This window comes from Akkermansia muciniphila, from assembly GCF_040616545.1.
Classification (GTDB): domain Bacteria; phylum Verrucomicrobiota; class Verrucomicrobiia; order Verrucomicrobiales; family Akkermansiaceae; genus Akkermansia; species Akkermansia muciniphila_E.
Genome location: NZ_CP156688.1, coordinates 485,430 through 499,343 on the forward strand (window position 1 = coordinate 485,430; position 13,914 = coordinate 499,343).

The following is a 13,914-nucleotide window of genomic DNA, read 5'->3' on the forward strand; positions in this document are numbered from 1 at the left end:
CTGCGTGCTCCTTTCAGGAATGCATGGACAGGGCGTGACGGTATTCCACCGGGAAGACCTTGATGAACCTGCCGCGTTCCTCCGGCCAGTTGTTCAGCAGGTCGTAGGCCCGGCGGCTCTTCGTAGCCATGTAGTGTTCATAAATGAGCTGGAGCAGTTCCGCCTCATCGGCTGAATGGGGCAGGACCGTTTCCAGGTCCACGCTGCCCAGGTTGCACTTCCGGTCAAAGTCATTGTCCGCATCGTACACGTAGGCCAGGCCTCCGGTCATTCCCGCGGCAAAGTTGACGCCCACCTTGCCGAGAACAGCCACGCGGCCTCCGGTCATGTATTCGCAGCCGTGGTCGCCGATGCCCTCCACCACCATCGTGGCGCCGCTGTTGCGGATGGCGAAGCGTTCCCCGGCCTGCCCGTGCAGGAAGATTTTTCCGGACGTGGCCCCGTAGCCGATGACGTTGCCCGCAATGACGTTGTCCGACGGAGCATAGGAGATGTTTTCCGGAGGCCGCACGACGATCTTCCCTCCGGAGAGCCCCTTGCCTACAAAGTCGTTCGCCTCTCCCGCCAGTTCAAACGTGATGCCGGGCGCCAGAAAGGCGCCGAAGCTCTGCCCGGCGCATCCCGTGAAGCGCACCGCCAGGGTGTCGTCCGCCAGGCCGCGCGGGCCGAATTTCATCACCAGTTCCCCGGAGAGTTCCGTGCCCGCCGTCCGGTCCACGTTGCGGATTTCCCGGAAGAGTTCGGCAGAGGCTCCCTTTTCCAGCAGGGGCCGCAGGTCCGGCAGCAGATGGCGGCGGTCATAATTGTCCAGAGGTTCCTTTTCCAGGGAGGGGTCAAACCGCCGTCCGTCTCCTTCCGCCGCGTGCAGGATGGAGGAGAAGTCCAGATGCCGCGCCTTGTAGAAGTCAATGGCCCTGTTCATGGAGAGCAGGTCCGTGCGCCCTACCGCCTCATCCAGGGAACGGAGTCCCAGGGAAGCCAGGATTTCACGCGTTTCCTGCGCTACGAAGCGGAGGTAGTTGATGACGTATTCCGGCTTGCCGCTGAATTTGGCCCTCAGGGCCGGGTCCTGCGTGGCGACACCCACCGGGCACGTGTTTTCATGGCATTTGCGGAGCATCGCGCAGCCCAGGGAAACCAGAACGGCGGTACCGAAGCCGAATTCCTCCGCTCCCAGCAGGGCCGCCATGACCACGTCCCTCCCGGTGCGGAGCTGTCCGTCCACCTGGAGCCTGACGCGGGAGCGGAGCTTGTTGAGCACCAGGGTCTGCTGCGTTTCCGCCAGCCCCAGTTCCCACGGCAGCCCGGCGTGCTTCACGCTGGTGAGCGGGGAGGCTCCCGTGCCGCCGTCATGTCCGCTGACCACCACCACGTCCGCATGGGCCTTCACCACTCCGGCGGCTACGGCGCCAATGCCCACTTCCGAGACGAGCTTGACGGAGACGCGGGCTTCCGGGTTGGAGTTCCGCAGGTCGTAGATCAACTGGGCCAGGTCCTCAATGGAGTAGATGTCATGGTGCGGAGGCGGGGAGATGAGGCTGACGTTCGGCATGGAGTGGCGCAGCCGCGCAATGTACGGGTCCACCTTATGGGCCGGAAGCTGGCCGCCCTCCCCGGGCTTGGCGCCCTGGGCCATCTTGATCTGTAATTCGGACGCGTGCCGCAGGTAGTTGATGGTTACGCCAAAACGGCCGCTGGCTATCTGCTTGACCGCGCTGGAACGGATTTCTCCCCGGGAGTTGGGTTCGTAGCGCGCCTCATCCTCCCCCCCTTCCCCGGAATTGCTTTTCGCGCCGATTTTGTTCATCGCGATGGCAATGGCTTCATGGGCTTCCGGGCTGAGGGACCCCAGGGACATGGCTCCGGAGACGAAGCGGCGCAGGATGGAGTCCTCACTTTCCACTTCCTCCAGAGGAACGGCGTCCGCCGGGCTGAACTCAAACAGCCCGCGCAGGGTGCAGAGGTGCTGCGCCTGATGGTTGCTGTATTCCGCGAATTCGCGGTACTTTTCCGCGTTGTTTTCCCGTACGGCGGCGCGGAAGGCCTGGAGCGTCTGCGGATTCCAGAGGTGGTTTTCCCCGCCCTTTTTGTACTTGTACTGGCCGCCCGCATCCAGGGCGTCCGGCTGTGCCGGGGCGCCTGCGGCGCGCTGGCCGCATTCCATGGCAATTTCCTCCAGCCCGATGCCGCCGATACGGCTGACGGTGCCGGGAAAGTATTCGTCAATCAATTCCCGGTTCAGGCCCACGGCCTCGAACAACTGGGAGGAACGGTAGCTGCGCAGGGTGGAAATGCCCATCTTGGACATGATTTTGAGCAACCCCTTGTCAATGGCGTTGATGTAGTTGCTGGCCGCTTTCACCACGTCCAGCGGGCAGTCCTGCGGCGCGGCCAGGGAGGTGACCGTAGCCAGGGCCAGATACGGGTTCACCGCCGTGGCGCCGAAGCCCAGCAGCAGGGCAAAGTGCATGGTTTCCCGCGCTTCCCCCGTTTCCAGAATCAGCCCGGCTTCCGATCTCAGCCCCGCCTCCGCCAGCGCGCGGTGCACCACGGAACAGGCCAGCAGGCTGGGGATGGGCAGATAACCGGGGCTGATGCTGCGGTCCGTCAGCACCAGGATGCGCACGCCGGATTTGACCAGCCCCACGGCGGATTCCGCCAGGCTGTCCAGCGTCTCCCGCAGGTCTTTCCCGTTCCCTCCTTCCGGAAACTGCATGGAAAGTCTGGCGGAGGGGAACCCCGCCTCCCGGATGCCGCAGAGGCGGTTGAGTTCTTCATCCGTAATGACGGGGCGCGCCATCTTGACCAGCCGGGCGTGTTCCGGCGTTTCTTCCAGAATGTTGGGATGGTTGCCTATGTACGTGGTCAGGCTCATGACCAGCTCTTCCCGGATGGGGTCAATGGGCGGGTTGGTCACCTGCGCGAATAATTGCTTGAAGTAATTGAACAGGAGCGGGGCCTTCCCGGAGAGGACGGCCAGGGGCGCATCGTTCCCCATGGAGCCGATGGGTTCCGCACCTTTCATCATCATGGGCCGGATGATCAGGTCTATGTCCTCCTGCGTGAACCCGAACCGCCGCTGGCGCGCGGTGAGGTCCGGCATTTCCGCGGAAGCGGAAATGGAATCAAACAGGGAGCGCACGGAAATCTTGTTTTCCTCCACCCAGCGGCGGTACGGCCTGCGCCGGGCCATTTCATTCTTGGTTTCCGCATCGGACACCAGCCGGTGGTTCACCAGGTCGCAGTAGATCATTTCACCGGGACGCAGACGGCCGCGGCGCGCGACTTTTTCCGCGGGTATGTCCACCACGCCCGTTTCCGAGGCCAGAATGAATATGTCATCCGTGGTCAGCGTGTAGCGGGCCGGGCGCAGTCCGTTGCGGTCCAGCATGGCCCCGGCGTTGATCCCGTCGGAAAAGACCACGGCGGTGGGACCGTCCCAGGGTTCCATCAGGGCGGAATGGTATTCAAAGAATCCGCGCACATCCGGCCCCAGATGGTAGTTGGCGCCCCAGGCCTGCGGCATGAGCATGAGCATGGCGTGGCGCAGGTCGCGCCCGCCGGCCACCAGCAGCTCCACCATGTTGTCCAGGCAGGCGGAATCACTCTGGCCCGGAGGAATCAGGGGCAGGAGCTTCTGCATGTCGTCCCCCAGCAGGGGGGTGGCCAGATGCGGTTCCCGCACCTTCAGGTGGTTCAGGTTTCCGCGCAGGGTGTTGATTTCCCCGTTGTGGGCCAGGTAGCGGAAGGGATGGGCCAGGCTCCAGGTGGGAAAGGTGTTGGTGCTGTAGCGCTGGTGAACCAGGGCCAGGGGTGATTTGAAATGCCCGCTGGCCAGGTCTTCATAAAATCCTTCAATCTGCGTGCCCAGGAACAGCCCCTTGTACACAATGCTGCGGCTGGAACAGCTGCATACGTAGCAGCCTTCCACGCGCCGTTCCATGTCACGGCGCATCACGAAGAGCTTGCGCTCCAGTTCCGCCTGGTCCGTAAAGCCGCTGCCGTCAATGAACAATTGCCGGATCAGGGGACAGGTGCGCCGGGCGTTGGCGCCAATGCCGTCCGGGTTCACGGGAACCTGCCTCCAGGCAATGACCCTGCCTCCATTTTCCGTAACGGCGGCTTCCAGTTCCTTTTCATGGCCGCTGCCGCCGAATATCATGGCGACTCCGTATTTTCCCCGCGCGGGAAGCCGGTTGGGAAGAGCCAGGCGGAAGAATTCATCCGGCAGGGCCAGCATGATGCCCGCGCCATCCCCGGTTTCAGGATCGCTTCCCACCGCGCCGCGGTGCATGAGCCTTTTGAGAACGGTGATCCCCATTTCAATGATCTTGTGGCTCGGTTCGTTTTTCAGGTCCGCCACCAGGCCCACGCCGCAGGCGTCCCTCTCCTGTTCAAAGTCATACAATCCCTGCGGCGCGGGGATGCCTGTCTCAAATTGATCACTATTCATCGGTTGCTGTTTCTTGTTTGGGTTAAGCTGCCTTCATTATAGCAAAAAGCGTGCCAACTTTTCTTTCAGGTCCCGCCGAACACCGGAACGGACCTTGACCGCCCGGTTTTACAGGCTTTTTCCCGTGGACTCCTTCCGCTGTCCGTGAACAGGGAAACGTACGGCATGCTTCGGGAACCCTCTTTTTTACATTTCCGTAAATACCCTTTCCGTCTGATTTTACATTTTCGTAATGAAATTCCGGCTCCCCATGGCAGCCTTCCCGGAGAACTTTCTTCCGGAATGCACCAAAAGACATTGATTACCATAACTTTAATATTCATTCACATCACCCGCGCCAGGCGAGTCAAAAAAGCTGGCACGCTTCTTGCTGCATAAAAGATGTAACAGTTAACCATAATGAGTGACTCTACCAGAACACAAGCCATCAGCGCCATCGCCTCCCTGCCCGTGAGCGGAGTGAGCGAGAGCGCCCCTGTCAGCATTGATTATTACGGCGCCGACGTTTTCAGCACGGAGGTGATGAAGCAGTACCTGCCCAAGGATACGGCCAAGACCCTTCTGGCTACCATCCAGGACGGCCTGCCTCTGAACGCGGACATCGCCGCGGACGTGGCCCATGCCATGAAGCAGTGGGCTCTGGAACGGGGGGCCACCCATTACACCCACTGGTTCCAGCCCATGACGGGCTCCACGGCGGAAAAGCATGATTCCTTCCTGGACCCCCGGGGCATGGAGGCCATCATGAGCTTTTCAGGCAAGAACTTGATCGTGAGCGAGCCGGACGCGTCCAGCTTCCCTTCCGGTGGCCTGCGCTGCACGTTTGAGGCCCGCGGCTATACCGCCTGGGACCCCACCAGCCCCGCGTTCATCAAGCGCCACGGCAACGGAGCCACCCTGTGCATCCCCACCGCCTATTGTTCCTACACGGGAGACGCCCTGGACAAGAAGACCCCCCTGCTCCGTTCCCGGCAGGCGCTGAGCAACGCCGCCAGAAGGCTGATGAAGTGCTTCAACCTGCCGGATTCCCGCGTGACCATCACGCTGGGAGCGGAACAGGAGTATTTCCTGATTGACAAGAATTTTTACCTGAACCGCCCGGACCTGGTCCAGACGGGACGCACCCTGTTCGGCGCGCCGCCCGCCAAGCACCAGCAGCTGGAAGACCACTATTTCGGCTCCATCAAGCCCCGCATCCTGAATTTCATGAATGATGTGGAAACGGAACTCTGGCGGCTGGGCATTCCTGCCAAGACGCGCCACAATGAGGTGGCTCCGGCCCAGTTTGAGCTGGCCCCCCTGTTTGAGGACGTGAACCTGGCGATTGACCACAATATGCTGGTGATGGAAATCCTGCGCCAGCAGGCCAGCAGGCACGGCCTGGTATGCCTGCTCCATGAAAAGCCCTTTGTGGGCGTCAACGGCTCCGGCAAGCATAATAACTGGTCCATCTCCTACGGGGACAAGAACCTGCTGGACCCCGGCACGGACCCGCAGCAGAATGCCATTTTCCTGACGGTGCTGACCGCCATTATTGAAGCCGTGGACAAGCACAGCGACTTGCTCCGGACTTCCGTAGCCAGCGCCGGGAACGACCACCGCCTGGGCGCGAACGAGGCGCCACCCGCTATTGTTTCCATTTTCCTGGGCGACCAGCTCAATGAGGTGATTGAGAATATCATCAACGGGGAAGCCGGATGCGGCCGGCGGGATGACACGCTCAAGATCGGCGTGGATACGCTGCCCGTTCTGCCCAGGGACGCCACGGACCGCAACCGTACCAGCCCGTTCGCCTTCACCGGGAACAAGTTCGAGTTCCGCGCGCCCGGTTCCGCCCAGTCCTGCGCCGGGCCCATGATTACCCTGAACACCATCGTGGCGGAGGCCTTCGATTCCCTGGCGGAAGAACTTTCCTCCTTCGCACCGGAGACTTTCCTGGCCCAGCTCCAGGAAACGCTCAAGCGCCGGATATCCGAACACAGGAGGATCATTTTCAACGGAGACAATTATTCCGGGGAATGGGTGAAGGAGGCGGAACGCCGCGGCCTGCCCAACCTGAAGAATACGATGAGCGCCCTCCATACCCTGGTTAATGAAAAGAACGTGGCCCTGTTTGAGAAGTACGGCGTGTTTTCCAGAAGGGAGCTGGAATCCCGGTTTGAGATTTTCCTGGAGGAATACCACAGGCGCATCCGCATTGAAGGGCGCCTGTCCTGGGAAATGGCCGCCACCATTATCCTCCCGGCCTTGCGCAATGAATACAAGCAAACCGTTTCCGCGCTTTCCAGGGCGCTGGACGCCAAGCAGACCACTGGCACCGCCTCCCTGCGGAAGCTGGCGGACAAGCTGGGCGACGCCCTGGATTCCATCGTGTCCGACCTGGATACGCTGGAAACGGCGCTCACGAGCTGCCATGAGGACATCCTTGCCGGGATGTCCCGATTGAGAACCAGCGTCGACGCAGCAGAAGCCCTGGTGAACGACCGGTCCTGGCCTCTCCCCAAGTACCGGGAAATGCTGTTCATCTATTAGGGTGCGGACGCCGCTCCGGAGCCGCTCCGCCCTCCTGCGGGAAATCTTCTCCCCGCAGGAGGTCCGGCAGGGCTCCGGAGCCTTGGCGCGCCCCGGTCCGCCCCGCATTTTTCCCGCCGTTTTCCGCGTCGCCCCAACCCCTGAAAAATCCGCGTCATTGGCCGTAAAAAAACTTTCCTCAGGAGCCCTGCGGGCACTTAATTCCCCCGGCGGAAATCTACGGCCCGAACCCGCAAGATTCTTCCATCGCCATTATGCCTAAAGATACCTCCATCAAAAAAATTCTCGTGATCGGCTCCGGCCCGATCGTCATCGGCCAGGGTTGCGAATTTGACTACTCCGGCACCCAGGCCTGCAAAGCCCTCCGGGAAGAGGGTTATGAAGTGGTGCTGGTCAATTCCAATCCCGCCACGATCATGACGGATCCGGAGACCGCCCCGCGCACCTACATTGAACCGATCACTCCGGAGTTTGTGGAGAAGATTATCATCCGGGAGAAGCCGGACGCCCTTCTTCCCACCCTGGGCGGCCAGACGGCCCTGAACTGCGCCATGGAACTGTTCCGCAGCGGCGTGCTGGAACGGGAGAACGTGCGCATGATCGGCGCCAACGCGGACGCCATTGACCGCGGGGAGGACCGCAGCCTGTTCAAGGAGGCCATGATCCGCATCGGCCTGGACGTGCCGTGCTCCGGCATTGCCCACACAATGGAGGAAGCCCGGCAGGTGGCCCGGGACATCGGCACCTTCCCCCTCATCATACGCCCCGCCTTCACGCTGGGGGGCATGGGCGGCGGCGTGGCGTACAACAAGACGGAGTTTGAGGAAATCTGCGCCCGCGGGCTGGACCTCTCCCCCGTCTCGGAAATCCTGATTGAAGAATCCCTGATCGGCTGGAAGGAGTTTGAAATGGAAGTCATGCGCGACCGCGCGGACAATTGCGTGGTGATCTGCTCCATTGAGAATATCGACCCCATGGGCGTGCATACCGGAGATTCCATTACCGTGGCCCCCATCCAGACCCTGACGGACCGGGAATACCAGGTCATGCGGGACGCCTCCTTCGCCGTGATCCGGGAGATCGGCGTGGAGACGGGCGGCTCCAACATCCAGTTTGCCATTAATCCGGCCAACGGGCGCATGATCGTCATTGAGATGAATCCCCGCGTTTCCCGTTCCTCCGCCCTGGCCTCCAAGGCCACCGGCTTCCCCATCGCGAAACTGGCCGCCAAGCTGGCCGTGGGCTACACGCTGGATGAATTGCGCAACGACATCACGCGGGAAACGCCCGCCTGCTTTGAGCCCACCATTGACTACGTGGTCACGAAGGTTCCGCGCTTTACGTTTGAAAAGTTCAAGCAGGCGGACGAGCACCTGACCACCTCCATGAAATCCGTGGGGGAAGCCATGGCCATCGGCCGCACGTTCAAGGAGTCCCTGCAAAAGGCCCTGCGCTCCCTGGAAACGGGCCGCTGGGGCTGGGGTTTTGACGCCAAGGCTCCCCGCGGCGCGACGGTGGAGGAGATTACCCGGAAACTGGGCGTTCCCACCGCGGAACGCATTTTCTGGATCCAGACGGCATTCAGCAGCGGCTTTACGCTGGAGGAGGTGCACCAGATCACCCAGATAGACCCCTGGTTCCTGGCCCAGATGCAGGACCTGGCGAAGGCGGGAGACCGCCTGGACACGCTGGACCTGCGGGAAGCCAAGAAACTGGGCTTTTCAGACAGGCAGATCGCGCTGGCCCGCGGAACCACGGAAGAACATATCCGGAAGGAACGCATGGAACAGGGCATCATTCCCGGCTACCGCCTGGTGGACACCTGCGCGGCGGAGTTTGAGGCGTATACGCCCTATTTTTATTCCACTTACGGGGATGAAAACGAGGCGCGCGACACAGGCCGCAGGAAAATCCTCATTCTGGGTGGCGGACCGAACCGCATCGGCCAGGGCATTGAGTTCGACTACTGCTGCGTGCACGCCTCCATGGCCCTGCGGGAGCTGGGGTATGAAACCATCATCATCAATTCCAACCCGGAAACCGTCTCCACGGACTACGATTCCTCAGACAAGCTTTTCTTTGAACCCCTGACGCTGGAAGACGTGCTGCACATCTGCGCGCAGGAAAAACCGGACGGCGTCATCGTGCAGTTCGGCGGCCAGACGCCGCTGAACCTGGCCAACTCCCTGGAGGCCCACGGCGTGCCCATCATCGGCACCAGCCCGAAGGCCATAGACCTGGCGGAAGACCGGGAGCATTTCTCCGCCCTGCTGAAGGAGCTGGGGCTGAAGCAGGCGGATGCGGGAACGGCCACCAACGTGGAGGATGCCGCCGCCATCGCCGCGCGCATCGGCTATCCGGTGCTCCTGCGCCCCTCCTTTGTCCTGGGCGGCCGCGGCATGATCATTGTGTATGAAGAGAAGGAACTGCGCCGGTACATGACGGAGGCCGTGGAGGCGTCCGAGGAACGCCCCGTGCTGATCGACCGCTTTCTGGAAAACGCCGTTGAAATTGACGTGGACGTCATCGCGGACCGGGAACGGGCCGTCATCGGCGCCATCATGCAGCACGTGGAACCGGCGGGCATCCACTCCGGGGACTCCGCCAGCATGATTCCGGCCATGGGCATTTCCATGAAGATGCACAAGGAAATCACGCGGGCCTCCAAGGAACTGGCGCGCCGCCTGAACGTCTGCGGGCTGATGAACATCCAGTTTGCCGTGAAGGACGAACAGCTTTACGTGATTGAGGTCAATCCGCGCGCCTCCCGCACGGTGCCCTTCGTCTCCAAGGCCATCGGCAAGCCGCTCGCCAAGCTGGCGGCCCAGATTATGGCCGGAAAGACGCTGGCGGAACTGGGCTTCACCCGGGAAATCACGCCGGAATACCACTGTGTGAAGGAGGCCGTCTTCCCGTGGGGCCGCTTCCCGGGCATTGACGTGGTGCTGGGACCGGAAATGAAGTCCACCGGGGAAGTCATGGGGATTGACCCGGACCCGGACATTGCCTTCGCCAAGTCCCAGATCAGCGCCTTCAACCCGCTGCCCACGGAGGGCAAGGTGTTCATCTCCGTGAATGACCGTGACAAGGAACGGGTGCTCCACATGGCCCGCCAGCTGGCGGACATGGGCTTCATCCTGTGCGCCACGCGCGGCACGATGATCCACCTGCTCCAGCACGACATTGAATGCGAACGCGCCTACAAGGTGAACGAGGAGCGCCGCCCGAACATCGTGGACCACATCAAGAACGGGGAGATCAATTTCATCATCAATACCCCCGGCTCCCATGACGCCCGTGCGGACGACATCATCATCCGCTCCTCCGCCATCGCCACCAAGACGTCCTACTGCACGAACCTGGCCTCCGCCCAGGCCTGCGTGAATGCCATCGAGGCGCTGAAAAACAGGGACCTCCAGGTCCGCACCATCCAGGAATACCACGCTGAAACCCTTTAACCCCGTACCATACAGAATACCCATATCATGAGAGCCATTCTCGCACTGGAAGACGGCAGCGTCTTTATCGGTTCACACTTCGGAGCCACGGGCACGGAAGTGGGGGAAGCCTGCTTCAACACCTCCATGACCGGCTACCAGGAAGTCCTGACGGATCCGTCCTACAGCGGCCAGATCGTCACGATGACCTATCCCCTGATCGGCAATTACGGCGTCAACCCGGAAGATTACGAGTCCGGCAAGGCGCAGGTCAGCGGTTTTGTGGTGGCGGAGCTGACGAAGGTCCACTCCAACTGGCGAGCCACGGAGGCCCTGGGTCCGTGGCTGGAAAAGCAGGGCGTCATCGGCATTGAGGGGGTGGACACCCGCAAGATCGCCAAGCACCTGCGTTCCGCCGGAGCCATGCGCGCCTGCCTCACCACGGAACTGACGCCGGAGGAAGCCGTGGAAGCGGCCAGAAAGGCCCCCTCCATGGAAGGCTGCAACATCGTGGACAAGATCGGCTCCCATCCCATGACGCCGGAGGAAGTGGACGCCCTGGTGACGGACCGGGAACTGCCCCCCGTGGAGTATGACCTCGTGGCCTTCGACTTCGGCATCAAGTACAACATCCTGCGCCAGCTGCGTGAAAACGGCTTCCGCGTGACCGTAGTTCCGGCCCACGCCACGGCGGAGGAAGTGCTCGCCATGAAACCGGACGGCGTCTTTCTTTCCAACGGGCCCGGGGACCCCGCCACGCTGACGGACATCCACCGGGAGGTGGGCGCCCTGATCGGAAAGGTCCCCATGTTCGGCATCTGCCTGGGGCATCAGATCATTTCCCACGCTCTGGGGGCGAAGACCTTCAAGCTCAAATTCGGCCACCGCGGGGCCAACCACCCGGTGAAAGACCTCCGCACGGGCAAAATCAGCATCACGTCCCAGAACCACGGATTCGCCGTGGACCCGGACACCGTGCCGGACGACGTGGAGATCACGCTGGTGAACCTGAATGACAATACCGTGGAAGGCATTGCCCACAAGACGCTTCCCGTTTTCAGCGTGCAGTACCATCCGGAAGCCGCTCCCGGCCCCAGGGATCCCCAGTACCTGTTCCGGGAGTTCAAGCAAATGATTGCATCCCGCAAACAATAAGCGTCCTGCCGGCGCGCCGCCCTCTTCAAAAGCCGGTGCATTTTCCTCGTCATCATGGGAAGAATGCATTATTTTTGACGGAGGGTATCCATCATGCCTCCGGAGGGTTTCACTCCAGGCCTCCTCAACCAGCAAACACCTGAAGTATACATCACATGAGCAAAATCGCATTGATCTCCGGCATTACGGGGCAGGACGGCTCTTTTCTCGCCGAGTTCCTGATCGACAAAGGTTATGAAGTCCACGGCATCCTGCGCCGCTCCTCTTCCTTCAACACGGGCCGCATTGAACATCTTTACCTGGACGAGTGGGTCCGGGACATGAAGAAGAACCGCCTGATCAACCTCCACTACGGAGACATGACGGATTCCAGCTCCCTGATTCGCATTATCCAGACCGTGCAGCCGGATGAAATTTACAACTTGGCCGCCCAGAGCCATGTGAAGGTCAGCTTTGACGTGCCGGAATACACGGCGGAAACGGACGCCGTGGGCACCCTCCGCATGCTGGAAGCCGTCCGCATCCTGGGCATGGAGAAGAAATGCCGCATTTACCAGGCTTCCACCTCCGAACTCTTCGGCCTGGTGCAGGAAGTCCCCCAGAAGGAAACCACCCCGTTCTACCCTCGCTCCCCCTACGGCGTAGCCAAGCAGTACGGGTTCTGGATTACCAAGAATTACCGGGAATCCTACGGCATGTTTGCCGTCAACGGCATTCTGTTCAACCATGAGAGCGAACGCCGCGGGGAAAACTTCGTCACCCGCAAGATCACGCTGGCGGCGGCCCGCATTGCCCAGGGCATGCAGGACAAGCTTTATCTGGGCAATTTGAACGCCCTGCGCGACTGGGGCTATGCCAGGGATTACGTGGAATGCATGTGGCTGATCCTCCAGCATGACAAGCCGGAAGACTTCGTCATTGCCACCGGGGAGATGCACACCGTCCGTGAATTCTGCACGCTGGCCTTCCGCGAAGCCGGAATTGAGCTGGAATGGGAAGGCGAAGGCGTGGAAGAACGCGGCCGCGATAAAAAGACGGGCAATATCCTGGTGGAAGTGGACCCCAAGTATTTCCGCCCTTCCGAAGTGGAACAGCTGCTGGGAGATCCTACCAAGGCCAGAACCCTTCTGGGCTGGAATCCCACCTCCACGCCGTTTGAGGAGCTCGTGCGCATCATGGTGAAGCATGACATGGAGTACGTCAAGAATCCCGTCAATGGCTGAGATGGAAAAAAACAGCGCCATCTTTGTGGCCGGGCACCGCGGCCTGGTAGGTTCCGCCATCTGGAAATCCCTGGAAAAGAAAGGGTATTCCAACCTGATCGGCCGGACGCACCGGGAACTGGACCTGGAAGACCCGGCGGCCGTCCGGGAATTTTTTGACCGTGAAAAGCCGGAATACGTCTTTCTGGCGGCGGCGTTTGTGGGCGGCATCATCGCCAACTCGCGCTACCGTGCGGATTTCATCTTCCGCAACCTCCAGATTCAACAGAACGTCATCGGGGAAAGCTTCCGCCACGGCGTCTCCAAGCTCCTTTTCCTGGGGAGCACGTGCATTTATCCGCGTGAGGCCCCCCAACCCATGAAGGAGGACGCCCTGCTCACTTCCCCGCTGGAATATACCAACGAGCCCTATGCCATCGCCAAGATCGCAGGGCTGAAGATGTGCGAAAGCTTCAACCTCCAGTACGGCACCAACTATATTGCCGTGATGCCTACGAACCTGTACGGCCCCAATGACAATTTCCATCTGGAGAACAGCCACGTGCTGCCCGCCATGGTGCGCAAAATCCATCTGGCCAAATGCCTGATGGAGGGGGACTGGAACGCCGTGCGGAAAGACATGGCCGCCCGCCCCGTGGAACAGGTGAACGGAACGGCTCCGGAAGAAGCCATCCTGGCTGTGCTGGGCAAGTACGGCATCACCCCCGGTTCCGTGGAACTGTGGGGGACGGGTACGCCCCTGCGCGAATTCCTGTGGAGCGAGGATATGGCAGACGCCTGCGTCCACGTGATGGAACGGGTGGATTTCAGCCATCTGAAAGGAGAGGGCCGGGAAGTCCGCAACTGCCACATCAACATCGGCACGGGGAAGGAAATTTCCATCGGCGATCTGGCGCGGCTCATCGCCGCTACGGAAGACTACCGCGGAGAACTGGTGTTCAACGCGGACAAGCCGGACGGCACCATGCGCAAGCTGACGGACGTTTCCAAGCTGCACTCCCTGGGCTGGACCCACCGGGTGGAACTGGAGGAAGGCGTGGAACGCATCTACCGGTGGTACCTGGACCAGGCGGAAGCCGCCGGACATTAACGCCGCCTCCGGCCCGCCCGCACC

The 13,914-nt window shown here is 61.2% G+C and carries 6 protein-coding genes; 5 read left to right on the top strand and 1 reads right to left on the bottom strand.

Annotated elements, in window-relative coordinates:
• Positions 1–13: 13 nt before the first annotated feature.
• A complete protein-coding gene (gene gltB / locus ABGM91_RS02040; protein ID WP_354833299.1) occupies positions 14–4,453 on the bottom strand; it encodes a glutamate synthase large subunit in 4,440 nt (1,479 codons plus the stop codon).
• A gap of 399 nt (positions 4,454–4,852) precedes the next feature.
• On the opposite strand from gltB, the gene ABGM91_RS02045 reads away from it, so the two are divergent.
• From ABGM91_RS02045 to ABGM91_RS02065, 5 genes are all read left to right on the top strand, one after another.
• Positions 4,853–6,985 (top strand): glutamine synthetase III, encoded by a 2,133-nt coding sequence (locus ABGM91_RS02045; RefSeq protein ID WP_354833301.1) that lies wholly within the window; start codon positions 4,853–4,855, stop codon positions 6,983–6,985.
• Between the two features lie 254 nt (positions 6,986–7,239).
• The gene (gene carB / locus ABGM91_RS02050) at positions 7,240–10,443 is read left to right on the top strand and encodes a carbamoyl-phosphate synthase large subunit (RefSeq protein ID WP_354833303.1); all 3,204 of its coding nucleotides are present in this window, start codon (positions 7,240–7,242) and stop codon (positions 10,441–10,443) included.
• A gap of 27 nt (positions 10,444–10,470) precedes the next feature.
• Complete coding sequence (gene carA / locus ABGM91_RS02055) at positions 10,471–11,577, top strand: glutamine-hydrolyzing carbamoyl-phosphate synthase small subunit (RefSeq protein ID WP_354833305.1); 1,107 nt, start codon at positions 10,471–10,473, stop codon at positions 11,575–11,577.
• 155 nt (positions 11,578–11,732) lie between these two features.
• Positions 11,733–12,800, top strand: coding sequence for a GDP-mannose 4,6-dehydratase (gmd, locus tag ABGM91_RS02060; RefSeq protein ID WP_354833307.1), 1,068 nt, complete (start codon positions 11,733–11,735; stop codon positions 12,798–12,800).
• 1 nt (position 12,801) lies between these two features.
• Positions 12,802–13,890 carry a GDP-L-fucose synthase gene (locus ABGM91_RS02065; protein ID WP_354834782.1) on the top strand — a complete coding sequence of 363 codons (1,089 nt, stop codon included), beginning with the start codon at positions 12,802–12,804 and terminating at the stop codon, positions 13,888–13,890.
• The last annotated feature ends 24 nt before the right edge of the window (positions 13,891–13,914 follow it).